Here is a 15428-nt window from a genome sequence, read left to right on the forward strand (position 1 = left end):
GAGAGCCAGCTGATCGTGAACGAAGTCCATGGCCCAGACATCATTTGGGCCGACGGCTTCGGCACGGTCATCGCGAAGCTTGGCCTTTACCCTCCGTTTCGGGGTCTTGTTCCGCAGCTGAAGACCCAAGGTTCTGTAAATGTTGTAGACCTTCCTGATGCTGATATCCCATCCTTCGCGGTTCAGCACGACGTGAACCCGCCGATAGCCATACCGCACGCGGGTTTCGCAGATCTCCTTGATCCGCCGTTTCAGCTCTGCCGGATCGGTGCGGCGGGATTTGTAGTGGTAGCTCGAACAGTCAAATCTCAGGGCCCCACACGCCCTGCGGATCGAAACCGCCCAATCTGCGCACATCCCGCGAACCAGTTCGCGCGTCCGTTCCGGCTTCAGAGCTTTCGCCGGACAACGTCCTGCAGCATTTCCCGGTCCAGCGTCAGGTCCGCCACGATCCGCTTCAGCCGCGCATTCTCGTCCTCGAGTTGCTTCAGCCGCCGCATCTCATCAGGCAGCAGCCCGCCATACTTCTTCTTCCAGGCGAAGTAGGTCGACTGCCCGATCCCGGCCTTGCGGCAGATCTCGGCAACGGGCGTTCCTTCCTCGCCCTGCTTCAGAATGAACGCCTTCTGCGCTTCGGTGAACTTTGATGCCTTCATCGTTCTCAGCTCCTTTCCCAGCCAGGAAAGCTTAGCCGAAAACTCCCGTTTCAAACGGTCCAGTTCTCAGGGGGCAGAGCAAAGGAGCATTTGAGATGTATTGCTGTATGCTCTGTGGGCATCAATCGCACATGCACGGACACTGCGCGGTCTGTAGTGGGATGATGGTGTTCCAGGCTCAAGAGCCTGTGGCGGACAAGACCACTGGCGGCAGTCTGTGGCCTATCTTGGTCCTACTCGCCGGTTTGGGCTTCTTGATGCAGTTGAGCAGCCTGTTTCCATAGAAAGGCACGAAAGCTGATGGAAGTCTGATGTTCAGAACACCGCATAGCCATACGGAACCAGACCTTGGGAGCGATAAGGCCATCGGATTCCGACTTGCCGCGTTCAGGATTAGCCTCGGGGTAACACAAACAGAGTTTGCTCAAACCCTGGGGATCTCGCCTCGGTCCTACTCTTACTACGAAACGGGAAGAAGCAGCCTGACAGCCGACAAATTGAGACGCTTGCGGGAAGTTCACCAACTGAATCTTCATTGGGTTCTACTAGGTGAAGGCAGGCCGATTGACGGCCCCGATGCTGAAGCAGCGGCAAAGTGCGTGCCAAAGGTTGCGGCGGAGATGGCCCGTCAAGGGTTCATGCAAAAACGGTCGTTTTAGCACGCCTGTAAATGATCTGTCCAAAAACCAGTTTTTTAATTATTGAACGATCTCCTACTTCTGGACAGAGTTTTTCAACATAGCCGGACGCCCAATGTCAGAAAAATCCGCGTTTTTGCCTATGCCCACTGTATTTTTTTTCACAGAGAAGTTCAGAAGCCTGTCACAGCTGGTTCAGAGACCGGCTGCAGCTGTTCGCGCAAACTGCAACGAACGGCCCAAAGCGGCCATACGGCCTCTGTCGGGCGCTGCCTCGCAGCTCCCCAGACCGGACATTCGCGCTTGGTGCAGCGAGATCGTCGGGTCACAGTCTGCTCTGCGGGACCAAGCAGTTGTTCGCTTCACCTGCAGTATCGGATTCATGGTCTGTGTTCGAATGGCGCCGAAGGGCGGAGAGCTGCCGTTCGCTGCGAAGCGCACGAATGGCTGCTGCGTCGTGTGCCAACCCCAAGCCACAGTATGGGCCGAGCCAACGCATCGGTTCGGCTGTATTGTGTCTGTTACTTCGGCTTGATGTTGCGGGCTGACCCACCTCACGCTTGAGTAGCGTGCCGACCGTTAAACCAATCTTTACCTCCTGAAGGCTAGAAATTCTTGCTTCACACTCTACTTCATATGCTATATTCCGTTCAAAAAAGAGGGCGAACAACATGGCAGATCGTTGCGACGACCCCCTCTTCGGGGAGGTTCCTGATCGTGTGCTCCTGAGCAACGCGCCCTTGGTGCGTGTGCTCGGGCAAGTGAAATTTCCTCGGATCTCTAAGATCGCAGAAGAAAGCTACATCGCGGATTTCCAAGAGGCTATCCGTGACGAGTACCCACATTTTCAGAGCGACACGATCCAAGGCGTGGACATCGTCATCGAAGGTAATGAGGTGAAGCACCGGCAAGTCACCACTGTTGTCTGGCGGTTCTTCGATGCACGCAGGGTGCTGCGTGTGTCTTTGGGGCCGGATGCGATCACTTTGGAAACGGCGAGCTATGTGTCCCGAGATGACTTCCTGTCTCGGTTCGAGTTCATTCTTGGGAAGCTCGTTGAGACTATTCGCCCTAAGCTGGTGCAGCGTGTCGGGTTTAGATACGTTGATCGTCTGCAGGACCCTGACGACCTTAAAGTCATGTCGGATTTAGTTCATCCAGAATTATTGAATGTCCTGCAATCAGGATTGGTCGAACACATCGACTTTTCCATGACCGAGATCACAGGCTCGACCAAAGAGGGTAAGATCATCGCTCGGTATGGCCTCGCGCCTCCCAAGTTCAGCCACGACGTCGAAATGGCACCGCCGGTTGATGTGAAAAGCTGGGTTCTCGACGTGGATTCCTACAGCACAAATTGTGAGGGGCAGATCTTTGATACCCAAATGCTGTGTGCCGAACTCGACAAGGTAGCTGCGCGCGCCTATGCTTTCTTCCGGTGGAGTGTGACTGAAAAATTCTTGGAACGTTTTGGGGTCAAGAGACATGCTGATTGAACGACTCTCCGCAGGCGCGGCATCCGCCGCGATCCTCTTCGCTCCCGCTGTGAATGGGGCAACTCGATTTGATGTGATGGATGAAACCGCACCCGAAGTGGCTGCACCGTTCTCGCATGGGCAGAGTTTCAAGGTGTTCGAGCGAGACATTCAAGCGCTCGCTATGCGCCAAGAATACCTTGAAGGCAGCACTGCACTGAACATTCCAGTGTCTTTCTCCTTTGAGGACAACAATCGGATCGCGAACACTGCACCTGCCGAATTGGTCAACGAGCTTCGGCGGATTTCTGGACTAACATGGGCTCAGATTGCAGAGGTTTTCGAGGTGTCCGCGCGCGCTCCATATCATTGGGCGTCTGGAAAGGCTGTGTCCGCTGAAAACCATGAGCGCTTGGGGCAAGTCGTGACCGCTCTCAGGTTCATCGACAGAGGGTCATCCGAAGAGAACCGCAATCTGCTTCTGGGCAATGCGCAACCGGGGCAAACCTTCTTGGATTTGCTGTGTGGCGGTGAGTATGAACTTGTCCGTGCACTTGCAGGCAAAGGACTGGGCCGCCCGACCTTCGGACCTGCGTTGACCCAAGACGCCGAAAAATTCAGCGTGCCAAGACACTGGGGCGAAAGCATCGAAGCATCGAGCAGAATAGACGAAACAGAAATCTTGCCGCTCAGTCAACCGAAGCTGCGGCGCGCAAAAGCACGTCGAAACAAGACATAAAGGAAGTGCCGGTTGACCGAGAAAACACCGGAGAGCGACGAAGTTTTTCTGGCTCGCCTTGCTGAATGGCAGCAAGGCGATTTCTCCATTGATTGTGGCGACTTTCTGTTTCGCGACGTCTCAGAGCCGACAGATGAAGGCGAAGACGACGGAGGCGCAGTATTCGACTCCGAGACAGTCGGATTTGCTGTGATATCTCAGACTTGCGACGTGGCTCGGGAGTCTGAGCGCGTCCCGTATGTCTCTGTTTGCCCAATGGTCGTTGTCGACGCAAAACGTATTGGGGAGGTTGAACGAGGCCAAGCACCTCGTTTCGGCTTTCTCTCCGCAACACCAGACGACGTAGTTGTCGATTTCTCTCGCACAATGAGCGTTTCAAAAGAGCTCCTTGTCTCTTGGGAGCGGCAACGCGGGTGCGAAAACGAGAGGCAGCAGCTCGAATTTTCTAGAGCCCTTGAAACCTTTTTTGGTCGATTTGCTTTTCCAGATGCTTTCGTGGCATCGGTGGCGTCTTTGCGCAAAGCAATCCTTTCGAAGTACCCGAAAGGCGAATCTGACCTCGGCAAAGCCGTTCGTTCTATTCGTGAGATCCGCGCATATCCTCACGCGAGTTGGTCAGATATGGCGGCAGTTCCAATCACCTTTATCGCGATTCTCGAGGATGAAGGAAAACGCGAGTTGGCGGATCGCGAAGAGATCAGGAAGCAAATTTGGCCAAAGATCAGCGCTATTGATTGGAAAGGGCCATTCTCTCTGCACGAAGACGGTCTCCACGTGGCCACGTTGGGTGATTTGACGGCTGCCGACTATCTGAACTCCTACCCTCTCGACGTAAACTCGCTGTCGTTCGCGCGACGGTACATCGCCTAGATCATCGCTTCGAGGTGGGCGACGCAACCCTGCTCCTTTTTTGGAAAGCTGCCGTTCGCAGCGCCTCATTCGAACTACCGCTTTGGGCCGAGTGTGCCAATCTAAGGACGCCGCGTGCCCGTGCGGTCACCAGGGGCGGCAGATCGACGCGAAGAGCCCAAAGCCGCCCTTCGTGCTGTCTGCAACGAATGCAGGCGCAGCAGGAGCTGACGGCCCATTGCCGCCGGTCGACCCTTGCCAGACGCCATAGTGCAACTTCCTCAGACCGGACGCTGGTGCCAAGCGCAGCGAGATCGGCCGAGAAGCGTCCGCTACGCGGGACAAAGCTGCCTACTCAGTTGGTCTTGTTCGAACGCTGCGCAAGATATCAGACGTCGCAAGCGCGCGTTTCGAATAAAAAGAGAAATTGGAAGGCGTCGAAGTCCGGTTCTCAAATGGCAGTGACTCATCTGGCGACGGCGCGTCCGAGTATCGTCGACCAGCGTTCACCGCAGGCGGTGACATCAGTTAGTAGAACTAGCTCTGCTGGCAATGTGATCCTCGATCAAAAGGATAGACGGGTTCGGAGCGTCGTTGCCGTTCGGCAGTCGAAAGGCCGCATACACAGTCCATAAGCATTCTTAGATAAGAAAGGATGCTGCCAGTCCAATACCCAACCCGAAGACCAGCCCGATTGACATGCCTCTGAAAAAGAGGCAGCAGGGGCAAGACGTGTGGAGATAGTGCATGAAGCGCGATGTCCAGTGTTCCGGGGTGTCGCACCAGGACGGCAAAAAAGCCCGGCTGCCCCAGGCCATGAAATTGGAAAGCCAATTGTCTTCCCAGTCACCCGTGTCGCCGTCGAGTTCTTCGGCTTCCGGCTCGTTCGCGATTTCTGGAGTCTCCGGACGGAACCGGAATGGATTGATCATCAGTCACCTCACTGGCGAAATGTAGGGTGGTCCTCGAGGAGGAGTTTTTGCACCCGCCCATCAACGCAAGCCAAGGCTTCAAGTTGCGAGACCCGCGGCGGCTTCGGGCTCCTCAGGTCGATCTCCGCCGCTCTACGTCGGTCATGCACCGCCGACGTCGCATTTCGAGCGAAACGTCCGCTTCGGCTTGATGCTGCAGGTGCCCTGCCGCATCGCTGTCAGGCGGCTCTCCGCCCTTCGGCGCCATTCGAACACAGACCATGAATCCGATACTGCAGGTGAAGCGAACAACTGCTTGGTCCCGCATAGCAGCCAGCTAACCTACTCTGGGTCTGCGTCCGCTTTGGCACTTCCCGTATCCAGCGCTCTATACACGGTCATGCGCGAAACCCTCAGGTCTCGGGCGATCTGGGCCTTAGCAGGATGCTGAAATAGTCCCGCCTCGACAGTAAATTGAGAACATGATTCACTCCCCGCACGGCAATGTCGGTAAGCGGGAAGGACATCCCGTGGGTTAATGGCCACGCTGGTTTGCGGGTAAGGTTCTGGCGATGATTGATCGCCGAGGTTCCATGTCTACGACTAGTTCTACGCCTATGCCTGCGACTGGTAGCTTACAGTTGATCGAGGCTGTGACGGAGCGGTTTGAGGGTGCGCCAGTTGGCGAGTGACCTGCCACTGAACTTTCATCCAGCCGCGACCGGAGCCCGGTTGGTGTTTACGCCGATCGGCGCAGGTTGAGCAATCGCCCGACGCGCGGAGCTTTCATCTCGCGCAGCGGGGCGGGCGATTGCGGTGTTCAGGGCCCGCGCGTAGTCAGCCGGTGTTTGGTAGTCCAAGGCCGAATGCGGGCGTTCGGTGTTGTAGTCGGCAGCCCAAGCGGCGATCACGATCCGCGCGTGGGCCAGGTTTCGGAACATGGTCTCGTTGAGCAGCTCGTCCCGCATCCGCCCGTTGAAGCTCTCCACGAAGCCGTTCTGCATGGGCTTGCCCGGCGCGATGTAGTGCCATTCGATCCGGTGCGCGGCAGTGAAGGTTAAGATAGCGTTACTGGTCAGTTCGGTGCCGTTGTCAGAGACGATCATTCCGGGCTTTCCGCGGCGCTCGATCAGGGCCGTCAGTTCACGCGCGACACGGCGCCCCGAGATCGAGGTGTCCGGAATCGCTGCGAGGCACTCCCGGGTGACGTCGTCGACCACGTTGAGCACGCGGAAGCGCTGGCCGTTGGCGAACTGGTCATGGACGAAATCCAGCGACCAGCGTGCGTTGGCTCGCGCCTCGACCAAGATCGGAGCTCGTGTCCCGACAGCCTTGCGCCGGGCCTTTCGCTTGCGGACCGTGAGACCTTCTTCGCGGTAGAGCCGATAGATCCGGTTGATCCCCGAAGGCTCGCCCTCGCGGCGCAGCAGGACGAAGAGCCGCCGATAGCCGAACCGCCGGCGCTCATTGGCCAAGTCACGCAACCGACCGCGCAGCACTGTGTCTGGCGCGCACTGCGCTTGGTAGCGGATCATCTTGCGATCCGCCCCGGCGACCCGGCACGCCCGCCGTTCTGATAGACCGAGAAGGGCCTTCAGATGCGCGACCGCCTCGCGCTTCACGGCAGGCGTTACCACTTTTTTGAAACCAGTTCCTTCATCGCCGCCAGGTCCAGCATCTGCTCGGCCAGCAGCTTCTTCAGCTTGGCGTTCTCATCCTCCAGCGCCTTGAGCCGTTTGGCCTCCGACACCGTCATGCCGCCGAACTTGGCCTTCCAGTTATAGAAGGTGCCTTCCGACATACCATGCTTGCGGCACAGGTCCGCGCACTTTGCGCCTGCCTCGTGCTCGGCCAGGATGCCGATGATCTGTTCGTCCGTGAATCTCGTTCGCTTCATTGTCCGTCCTCAAGTTAGGCCAGACTCTAATCGACGGTGGAGGAAAAATCCCGTGGCAGGTCACGAGCGGCGGCGTTGGTCAGATGAGTTCAAGGAGAGGGCCGTCGCGGCGGCGCTTGAGCCGGGCGTAAACGTATCGGCACTGGCCCGCCATCTGGGGATTTCGCCACCGCAACTGTTCGGGTGGCGAAAGGTTTTCCTGAAGAAGCAGACACAGGATGTTGCACCTGGCGCACCCGTGCCATTGGTGGAGATCATGCTGGGAGGTGTCCTCATTCGCGTCAGCCCCGACCTTGACGAGGCTGCGCTGTGTCGGATCCTCCGCGCGGTGCGCTCAGCATGATCCCCTTCGGCGTGAAAGTCTTTTTGGCCAGCCATCCTGTAGACTTCCGCAAAGGACCGGACAGCCTGTTGTCGCTGGTGCGGGATGCTGGCAGCGATCCGTTCAGCGGCGCGCTCTATGTGTTCCGGGCGAAGCGGGCGGACAGGATCAAGATCGTCTGGTGGGACGGCAGCGGCGTCTGTCTCTTTGCCAAGCGCCTCGAGAAATCCGCGTTCTGCTGGCCGCGTATCGGGCATGTCCGGGTCCAGCTTAACCACGCCCAGCTCATGGCGCTCATGGACGGTCTGGACTGGAAGCGGGTTCGTCCCATGGCGGTAAGAACGCCTGTATTCGCTGGATAACCCGGCTGCGGCAAAGTGAATCAACCGGCCCTTGGACGCGGATATCCTACAGAGTCCCCGGTCAGGATATGCTATCTTCGCCCCTATGAGCGCCGACGAACTTTCCCTTCCTGATGACATGGACCAGCTGAAGTCCATGGTCCGCGCCATGGCTGCGCAGGCGTCGCGCGCGGATGCGCTGGAGCGTGAGGTCGAGACGCTCAAGGCCCGCAATGCGGATGCCGACGAGCGGATCAAACGGCTGATGCAGATCCTGAAGGCTTACGATCGGGCACGGTTCGGACGACGCTCCGAGAAGCTCGGCTCTGCCGCGCCAGGTGACGAGGCTGCGCAGCAGGCTTTTCTCTTCGAGGAAATTGAGACGGGTATCTCTGCCCTGCGGGCGCAGGTTGGCACGGGCCACGCCTCACAGCACAAGCGAGCGTCTCGGCCCCGCAAAGGCTTTCCACCGCATCTGGAGCGGGTCGACGTGGTGATCGAGCCTGAGGATCTGCCGGAACATGCCGGCAGGCAGAAGGTGCTGATCGGTGAGGACGTGTCCGAACGGCTGGATGTGATCCCTGCGAAGTTCCGGGTGATCGTCACGCGCCGCCCCAAATACGCGTTCAAAGGCGGGGACGGTGTCATCCAGGCTTTGGCCCCGGCGCATATCATCGAAAGTGGCCTGCCGACGGAGGCGCTGCTGGCGCAGATCGCGGTCTCGAAATACGCGGACGGCCTGCCGCTCTATCGCCAGGAAGGGATCTATGCCCGCGACGGCGTGGATCTCGACCGACGGCTGATGGCGCAGTGGATGGGCCGGACAGGCTTTGAGCTTGATATCCTCGCGGCCCATGTTCTGGGCGAGATCCTGAGAGGCGAGAGGGTCTTCGCGGATGAAACCAGCCTGCCGACCCTTGCCCCCGGTACCGGCAGTACGAAGAAGGCCTGGCTCTGGGCCTATGCCCGCGACGACAGCACCTTCGGCGGGAGTGGACCGCCCATGGTGGCCTATCGCTTTGAAGACAGTCGGTCCGGCGATTGTGTGCGGCGGCATCTCGCAGGCTATCGTGGTATCCTGCAGGTGGACGGTTATGCCGCCTACAACAAGCTCGCGCGCAAGGGCGGAGGCAACGATGTTCCGCTGCTCGCGGGCTGCTGGGCTCATGCCCGGCGGCGGTTCTATGAACTTCATGCCGCCGGGGACTCAAGGGTCGCGACCACCACGGTTGAGCGCATGGCCGATCTCTGGAAGCTTGAGGCAGAGGTGCGAGGCCAAAGCCCTGGAGCCCGCGCTGTCGCACGGCAGGCTGTCTCGGCACCGATCGTTGCCGCGCTGTTCACGCTCTGGCAGCAGACCCTGCCGCGTATCTCGGGTAAGTCGAAGCTGGCTGAAGCGCTGCGCTATGCCATGACGCGTCGGGACATCTTCGAGCGCTTCCTGACGGACGGTCGCATCGAGCTCGATTCCAACATCGTCGAGCGTGCCATCAGACCCCAGACAATTACGAGAAAAAACAGCCTGTTCGCCGGATCGGATGGCGGTGGCTGCACATGGGCCACGATCGCCACCCTGTTGCAGACCTGCAAAATGAACAACGTTGACCCCGTCGCATGGCTGACCCAGACCTTGGAGCGCATCGCCAATCAGTGGCCGAGCGCAGAGATCCACGCGCTCATGCCTTGGAATTACAAAGCCTGAACGGCCTCAGCTCCCCGCTTACCATAAATGATGGCACGGCGGGTGATGACATTCATGGTTTTGACGTTTGGTGGTGTCGGCTCTTGGCTTCTGGTGAGCCACCTATCCGGGGTGCACGAGCCATGGGACGCAGACCGCTACTAGTCGATCGCCTGCCCATGAATTCATGGTGACACGCTGGTAAATGAGCCGGTTTAGGCTGCCTAATCTGCACCAGATATGGACGTTTCAGCCTAATCGTTAGGCGTACCCACCTTAATTTGCAAAATCTGCAATTTTTGAATGACCAGCCGGCTCTCCTTCAGTATTCTCATTAAATGAAATCTAGATTCTCATTTTGTGGGAAAAATCATGTCCGCAACTGAACGCGTTCTGGAGACACTTCTCATCGTGGGGGCTAGCACCCAACCGATGACGGCGGCCATGATTGCTCAACGACTGGATGTGCCTTTGTCATCGGCCTACCGTCATATTTCCGTTCTCAAAGCGTATGATCTGATCACCGAGAGCGGACTTGAAAGCGGCGGTCTCACCTTGGGAGCCGCAGCACTTCAACTGGGTCACAGGTTCGACCGAAGGCACCTTATTCTGCCTGCTGTCAAACCGCACCTGCAGAAGCTTGCCGATGGCACGCAGGAGAGTGTCGGGCTCATGCAGGCCATCGGCTTCACCGTCTTCTGCGTCGACATGGTCGAAAGTTCACAATCACTGCGATGCTCATTCGTGACGGGCACCAAGACGTCGATCTTCAAGGGCGCGTCGGCCAAGGCGCTGCTCGCCTTCATGTCTGAAACGCAGGCCCGCACCATCCTCTCCGAGATGAAGTCTGCGGAGGCCAAGGCCTTGCGCGCGGAGCTCGAAACCATCCGCGCCCTTGGCTACGCCGAAAGCGAAGGTGAGGTTGATGCCGGCATATGGGGTGTCAGCGCCCCGATCTATTCCGGAACGGGTGCCATGGAAGGGTGCATTACCCTCATGGTGCCCTCATTCAGGGTCGGTGAGCGCCGGGATGCCCTGATCCGAAAGCTCTGCACGACTGCCTCCAACGCAACGGAGGCGTTGTCGGAAACACTCAAACCGTCAATCAAAACAAAACCCCAACAGGAGACAATAACATGATCCGTCAAAGCTTTCTCGGATTTGCCTGCGCTGTCAGTTTCGCAGCCGTCGCGCATGCCGACACCATCAATGTCGTGACTGATGCCACATTCCCGCCATTCGAATATGTCGAGAGCGGAAACCTGACCGGTTTCGATATCGAACTGATGAACGCCATCGCCGCCCAGATGGGTGATGAGGTCAATTGGATCAACGGGGACTTCAAAGGCCTTGTCCCAAGCCTCGTTGCTCGTCGCGCCGACATCGCCATCTCGGCCATCTACATTACCGACGAGCGGCTTGAGGTGGTTGATTTCTCGGAGCCTTACTACACCGGCGGTCTGGTCATCATGACCAAGACGGAAGGATCCGACATCACCGGTCCAGACACTATGGACGGTAAGTCGATCGCGGTTCAGGTCGGAACAAAATCCACCAGCTTCCTGCGTGAAAACTTCCCTGACGTAAACATCGTCGAGGTTGAGAAGAACGACCAGATGTTCAGCCTCGTTCAGACGGGCCGTGCGGATGGCGCCGTAACCGGCAAGCCTGCCGCTCTTCTTTATGTCAAATCCAACCCTGACGTTCAGGTCTTGGAAGAGCAGCTTACGAGCGAGAACTACGGGATCGCAGTTCGCAAAGACAAGCCTGAGCTGGTCACAGCCGTCAACGAGGCGATCGAAACCCTGAAGGCAGACGGCACATACCAAACCCTTCTCGAGAAATACTTCGGTCAGTAAGAACGAAAGGTTAAGGCTATGAATCTGGATTTCGCACCCGTTTGGGATGGCATTCCCTACCTGATGCACGGCGTCGTCGTCACCATCCAGGTAACGGCTCTGGCGCTTGTGCTGGGATGCGCGATCGGTTTGCTGGTGGGGATCTGCAGGCTAAACCCGCAGCGCAAGCTGATCTATTTCCTGGCCTCGACCTACGTGACCTTCTTCCGCGGCACCCCGCTACTGGTTCAGCTCTTCCTGCTGTTCTACGGGCTGCCGCAGTTCAACATCTTCCTACCGGCATTCCTGTGCGGGGTGCTCGGCCTTGGCATGTATTCCGGAGCCTACGTCTCGGAGATCGTGCGCGGTGCCATTGAGTCCATCGATCGAGGGCAAGTCGAAGCGGCCCGGTCCATCGGCATGTCGTCTGCGCAATCCATGCGGGTTATCATCCTCCCGCAGGCGGCTCTGCGCATGGTGCCTCCGCTCGGCAACGAGTTCATCGCATTGATCAAGAACTCTGCGCTCGTTTCGCTGCTGACGATCTCGGATCTGATGCATGAGGCGCAGATCATCATCTCGACCAGTTACCGATCCCTGGAGGTCTACCTCGCGGTAGCCCTGGTCTATCTGGTTCTCACGTCCGCCATGGGGGCGATCCTGCGCCGGGTGGAACGCAAGCTTCGCGCTGGAGGGCTCGTGTAATGACGACAGCGCCCATCATCGACATCCGCGGTCTTGCGAAGAGGTTTGGGGACGTCGAAGTCCTTCGGGATATCTCTCTCCAAGTCCAGCCATCACAGGTGATTGTGATTATCGGCCCGTCCGGCTCCGGCAAGAGCACCCTTCTGCGCTGCATGAACGCTTTGGAGGTGCCGCAGGAGGGGTCCATTGAGATCTGCGGCATGTCCCTGCTCGATAAGGGCAAGCTGATACCGGAAGCGGAACTGAACAAGCTGCGCCAGAGGGTCGGCATGCTCTTCCAGTCCTTCAACCTCTTTCCTCACTTGAGCGTCATGGACAACGTGACGATCGGGCCACACCTTTTGCTCAAGAAGTCTCGCCCCGAAGTTGAAGCCATCGGTAAAGACCTGCTGGAGAAAGTTGGTCTCGGAAACCGCGGTGACGCCTACCCGTCGCAGCTCTCGGGTGGTCAGAAGCAAAGGGTCGCTATCGCTCGCGCACTGGCCATGAACCCCCAGGTCATGCTGTTCGACGAGCCCACCTCGGCTCTGGATCCGGAGCTGGTCGGGGAAGTACTTGCCGTGATGCGGCAGCTTGCCGAAGAAGGCATGACCATGATCGTTGTGACCCACGAGATGGGTTTCGCCCGTGAAGTTGCCGACGAAGTGCTCGTCATGGATGGCACGATCATCGAAAAAGGCTCACCGGATGAGATTTTCGAAAATCCACAGCAGCCCCGCACTCAATCGTTCTTAAAATCAGTTCTCAGCAGGTAAAATCATGACCTACTCCGTGAAACGTGGAAGCAGCCCCCTGATCCTGTGCTTCCCGCACGGCGGCACCTTGGTCGCAGACGCCGTAACTGCAAAATTAAATGAAAACGGCCTAATCCTGGCTGATACCGACTGGCACATCGCCAAGCTCTACGACGGATTGATGCAAGACGTCACCACCGTCGAGGCGACCTTCCACCGCTACGTCATCGACGCCAACCGTGATCCGAGCGGCGCCAGCCTCTACCCGGGTCAGAACACAACGGGCCTGATCCCGCTACATGATTTCGATGGTCAGCCGATCTGGCAGCAAGTGCCGTCGGAGGAAGATCAGAAGGATCGTGTCTTATCCTATCATAAGCCATACCACAGGGCCCTGAACGAGGAGATCGAGCGCGTAAAGTCCAAGCATGGTTATGCCCTACTGATCGACTGTCACTCTATTCGATCAGAGATCCCGTTTCTCTTCCAAGGTGTCCTGCCCGCAATTAACATCGGCACCGACAACGGAAAGACCTGTGACCCCGCAGTCGAGACTGCGGTCATGGAGGCGATCAAGGGCGGCCCCTATACGAATGTTCTCAATGGGAGGTTCCGAGGCGGCTGGACCACGCGGCATTACGGCCAGCCGGTGGATCACGTCCACGCCGTCCAGATCGAGATCGCACAACATGCCTATCTCACCGAAGAGACGGTTCCGTTCAGATACGACGACAAAAAAGCAGACGAACTGCGGCCAATCCTAGCATCAATTCTTTTGTCCGCCCTTGCCGCAGCACAGTGAGACTTCCCATGACATCGACAGTATTCTCCCATCACGCCCTTCTCTCCGACGGGTGGGCTTCCAGCGTCCGGATCACGATTTCCCATGGTAGTATTAGCGGAATCGAAAAAGGAGCCGTCTCATCCGAGGGCGATGTCGTGGTAGACTTTCTGACCCCTGCCCCCGGCAATTTGCACAGCCATGCCTTTCAGCGCGCCTTCTCGGGTCTGACAGAGCGCCGCGGGAACCCTGTCGACACCTTCTGGACGTGGCGGGAGATCATGTATCGCTGCGCCCTGACGATTCAGCCTGACGAACTAGAGGTCGTTGCAGCCCAGCTCTATATGGAAATGCTCGAAGCGGGTTTCACCCGGGTCGGTGAATTTCACTATCTCCATCATGACACCGACGGCCGTCCATACGGCAACCTCGCCGAGATGGCAGAGCGGCTGATCGGGGCAAGTGTGCAGGCCGGCATCTCCATGACAATGCTGCCTTGCTTTTATGCCCACGGCAACTTCGGGGGAGCGGATCCCGTGGCCGGCCAAGCCAGGTTCGTGAACTCTTTAGACAGCTATGCCAGCCTTATCGAGCTGACGAAGAATGCCATCAGCACCGTCGATGGTGGTGAAGTCGGTTACGCGCCTCACAGCCTGCGTGCCGTGTCTTCAGAAGAGCTGGCCGCCGTAGTGGGGATGGGATCCGGCCCAATCCACATGCACGTATCTGAGCAGATGAAGGAAGTGAGCGACTGCATCAGTTGGTCTGGCCAGCGGCCGATCGAATGGTTGATGGCCAATGCCGATGTTGATGACCGCTGGTGTCTTATTCACGCCACTCACCAGACAGAAGAGGAGTTGGCCATGGTTCTCAAATCAGGTGCCGTGGTGGGGCTATGCCCACTAACTGAAGGAAATCTTGGGGACGGCGTCTTCGCGGGCCAGACCCATATCGGCAAAGGCGGCGCGTTTGGCATTGGCTCAGACTCCAACATCCGGATAAGCCTTGCCCAAGAGCTTTCGCAGCTCGAATACTCCCAACGCCTGCAACTTCAGAACCGCAACGTCCTTGCTGGCGGTGAAGGTTCGACGGGGGAGAACCTCTTCTGCCGAGCCGTGGCAGGATCTGGACAAGCTTTGAACGGCAGCCCTGCCTTGGCCATCGGAAACGAAGCCAGCATGATTAGCTTCAATGGCAAGGCAGCCCCGTGGGTCAATCGTGGAACCCTTCTGGACTCGTGGATTTTCGGGATGGACCAAGGACCCGACCGGGTCTGGGCCCGCGGCAAAGTTGTCGTGGCTGAAGGCCGGCACACTGATAGGGACAGGATCTCCGCCAGCTTCCAGAAGGTCATGAAGACGATCGTGGCCAGGTTCTGATCCTAGGAATTGTGTCTATCAGCCAGCCTGAGGTCGCCATGTCTCGCCGGTTTTGAGGATCGCGTTTGCGATGACCCTGACCTTGGAGCGCATCGCCAACCAATGGCAGAGCGCAGAAATCCACGCTCTCATGCCCTGGAATTACAAAGCCTGAACGGCCTCAGCTTCCCGCTTACCAATGTCGGGGGTGAAGATGCGCGGGACGGACGAGACGAGCGGGTCGCTGTTTAGCTATATCGATCTCAAGGAACGCATCCCTGCCAAGCATCCGCTACGCAAGATCCGGCAAGTGGTCAATGACGCCCTCGCCAGTCTCGATGGTGAGTTTGTCCCACTCTACGTTGATTTCGGCCGCCCTTCGATTGCACCCGAGCGGCTGATCCGGGCCAGCCTGATCCAGATCCTGTTCTCTGTTCGATCTGAGCGCCAGTTGATGGAGCAGATGCAATACAACCTGATGTTTCGCTGGTTTGTCGGCCTTG

Annotated in this window: 16 protein-coding genes and 1 pseudogene; 14 read left to right on the forward strand and 3 right to left on the reverse strand. The window is 58.0% G+C overall.

Annotation, left to right across the window (positions count from 1 at the left end; all coding sequences use genetic code 11):
• Positions 1–656: pseudogene (locus IE00_RS19575) on the reverse strand (transposase); the annotation flags it as partial.
• A 311-nt stretch (positions 657–967) separates the two neighbouring features.
• On the opposite strand from IE00_RS19575, the gene IE00_RS20975 reads away from it, so the two are divergent.
• The 4 genes from IE00_RS20975 to IE00_RS18630 all read left to right on the forward strand — a co-directional run bounded on the left by IE00_RS20975 (position 968) and on the right by IE00_RS18630 (position 4378).
• On the forward strand, positions 968–1315 hold the full coding sequence (locus tag IE00_RS20975) for a helix-turn-helix transcriptional regulator (RefSeq protein WP_072298669.1): 348 nt from the start codon (positions 968–970) through the stop codon (positions 1313–1315).
• A 650-nt stretch (positions 1316–1965) separates the two neighbouring features.
• The gene (locus IE00_RS18625; RefSeq protein ID WP_072298670.1) at positions 1966–2790 is read left to right on the forward strand and encodes a TIGR04255 family protein; all 825 of its coding nucleotides are present in this window, start codon (positions 1966–1968) and stop codon (positions 2788–2790) included.
• The gene (locus IE00_RS19960) at positions 2780–3508 is read left to right on the forward strand and encodes a hypothetical protein (RefSeq protein WP_139291538.1); all 729 of its coding nucleotides are present in this window, start codon (positions 2780–2782) and stop codon (positions 3506–3508) included. The genes IE00_RS18625 and IE00_RS19960 overlap by 11 nt, the downstream gene beginning before the upstream one ends.
• A gap of 12 nt (positions 3509–3520) precedes the next feature.
• Positions 3521–4378: a hypothetical protein gene (locus tag IE00_RS18630; protein WP_072298671.1), complete on the forward strand. Its 858-nt coding sequence runs from the start codon at positions 3521–3523 to the stop codon at positions 4376–4378.
• Between the two features lie 620 nt (positions 4379–4998).
• Here IE00_RS18630 and IE00_RS18635 read toward each other — a convergent pair.
• Together IE00_RS18635 and IE00_RS18645 are read right to left on the reverse strand one after the other, a co-directional pair.
• Positions 4999–5289, reverse strand: a complete 291-nt coding sequence (locus tag IE00_RS18635; protein ID WP_072298672.1) for a hypothetical protein — start codon at positions 5287–5289, stop codon at positions 4999–5001.
• 686 nt (positions 5290–5975) lie between these two features.
• Positions 5976–7165, reverse strand: a protein-coding gene (locus IE00_RS18645; protein WP_139291539.1) for an IS3 family transposase whose coding sequence is annotated in 2 segments (ribosomal slippage) — positions 5976–6913 and positions 6913–7165 — 1191 coding nt in all. Because the reading frame shifts where the segments join, the coding sequence is not laid out codon by codon here.
• A gap of 52 nt (positions 7166–7217) precedes the next feature.
• Here IE00_RS18645 and IE00_RS19580 point away from each other — a divergent pair.
• The 10 genes from IE00_RS19580 to IE00_RS18700 all read left to right on the forward strand — a co-directional run.
• Positions 7218–7508 carry a transposase gene (locus tag IE00_RS19580; RefSeq protein ID WP_072298676.1) on the forward strand — a complete coding sequence of 97 codons (291 nt, stop codon included), beginning with the start codon at positions 7218–7220 and terminating at the stop codon, positions 7506–7508.
• Positions 7505–7849 carry an IS66 family insertion sequence element accessory protein TnpB gene (gene tnpB / locus IE00_RS18660; RefSeq protein WP_072298677.1) on the forward strand — a complete coding sequence of 115 codons (345 nt, stop codon included), beginning with the start codon at positions 7505–7507 and terminating at the stop codon, positions 7847–7849. Before IE00_RS19580 ends, tnpB begins: the two co-directional genes overlap by 4 nt.
• 85 nt (positions 7850–7934) lie before the next feature.
• Positions 7935–9530 (forward strand): IS66 family transposase, encoded by a 1596-nt coding sequence (locus tag IE00_RS18665; RefSeq protein ID WP_072298678.1) that lies wholly within the window; start codon positions 7935–7937, stop codon positions 9528–9530.
• A 351-nt stretch (positions 9531–9881) separates the two neighbouring features.
• Positions 9882–10649 carry an IclR family transcriptional regulator gene (locus IE00_RS18670; protein ID WP_072298679.1) on the forward strand — a complete coding sequence of 256 codons (768 nt, stop codon included), beginning with the start codon at positions 9882–9884 and terminating at the stop codon, positions 10647–10649.
• Positions 10646–11368 (forward strand): transporter substrate-binding domain-containing protein, encoded by a 723-nt coding sequence (locus IE00_RS18675; RefSeq protein ID WP_072298680.1) that lies wholly within the window; start codon positions 10646–10648, stop codon positions 11366–11368. The genes IE00_RS18670 and IE00_RS18675 overlap by 4 nt, the downstream gene beginning before the upstream one ends.
• Before the next feature lie 18 nt (positions 11369–11386).
• On the forward strand, positions 11387–12052 hold the full coding sequence (locus tag IE00_RS18680; RefSeq protein ID WP_072298681.1) for an amino acid ABC transporter permease: 666 nt from the start codon (positions 11387–11389) through the stop codon (positions 12050–12052).
• A complete protein-coding gene (locus IE00_RS18685; protein ID WP_072298682.1) occupies positions 12052–12807 on the forward strand; it encodes an amino acid ABC transporter ATP-binding protein in 756 nt (251 codons plus the stop codon). Before IE00_RS18680 ends, IE00_RS18685 begins: the two co-directional genes overlap by 1 nt.
• 1 nt (position 12808) lies before the next feature.
• On the forward strand, positions 12809–13588 hold the full coding sequence (gene hutG, locus IE00_RS18690) for an N-formylglutamate deformylase (RefSeq protein ID WP_205949714.1): 780 nt from the start codon (positions 12809–12811) through the stop codon (positions 13586–13588).
• Positions 13589–13596: 8 nt separating this feature from the next.
• Positions 13597–14946, forward strand: coding sequence for a formimidoylglutamate deiminase (locus IE00_RS18695; protein ID WP_072298684.1), 1350 nt, complete (start codon positions 13597–13599; stop codon positions 14944–14946).
• 193 nt (positions 14947–15139) lie between these two features.
• A partial coding sequence (locus IE00_RS18700; protein ID WP_139291544.1) for a transposase occupies positions 15140–15428 on the forward strand: 289 nt, incomplete at its 3' end.

This window comes from Paracoccus sp. SM22M-07, from assembly GCF_001887735.1.
GTDB lineage: Bacteria > Pseudomonadota > Alphaproteobacteria > Rhodobacterales > Rhodobacteraceae > Paracoccus.

Bases quoted from the DNA above. Each gene is read 5' to 3' on its own strand.
- IE00_RS20975 (WP_072298669.1), top strand. From the start codon at position 968: ATGTTCAGAACACCGCATAGCCATACGGAACCAGACCTTGGGAGCGAT.
- IE00_RS18625 (WP_072298670.1), top strand. From the start codon at position 1,966: ATGGCAGATCGTTGCGACGACCCCCTCTTCGGGGAGGTTCCTGATCGT.
- IE00_RS19960 (WP_139291538.1), top strand. From the start codon at position 2,780: ATGCTGATTGAACGACTCTCCGCAGGCGCGGCATCCGCCGCGATCCTC.
- IE00_RS18635 (WP_072298672.1), bottom strand. From the start codon at position 5,289: ATGATCAATCCATTCCGGTTCCGTCCGGAGACTCCAGAAATCGCGAAC.
- tnpB (WP_072298677.1), top strand. From the start codon at position 7,505: ATGATCCCCTTCGGCGTGAAAGTCTTTTTGGCCAGCCATCCTGTAGAC.
- IE00_RS18665 (WP_072298678.1), top strand. From the start codon at position 7,935: ATGAGCGCCGACGAACTTTCCCTTCCTGATGACATGGACCAGCTGAAG.
- IE00_RS18670 (WP_072298679.1), top strand. From the start codon at position 9,882: ATGTCCGCAACTGAACGCGTTCTGGAGACACTTCTCATCGTGGGGGCT.
- IE00_RS18675 (WP_072298680.1), top strand. From the start codon at position 10,646: ATGATCCGTCAAAGCTTTCTCGGATTTGCCTGCGCTGTCAGTTTCGCA.
- IE00_RS18680 (WP_072298681.1), top strand. From the start codon at position 11,387: ATGAATCTGGATTTCGCACCCGTTTGGGATGGCATTCCCTACCTGATG.
- IE00_RS18685 (WP_072298682.1), top strand. From the start codon at position 12,052: ATGACGACAGCGCCCATCATCGACATCCGCGGTCTTGCGAAGAGGTTT.
- IE00_RS18695 (WP_072298684.1), top strand. From the start codon at position 13,597: ATGACATCGACAGTATTCTCCCATCACGCCCTTCTCTCCGACGGGTGG.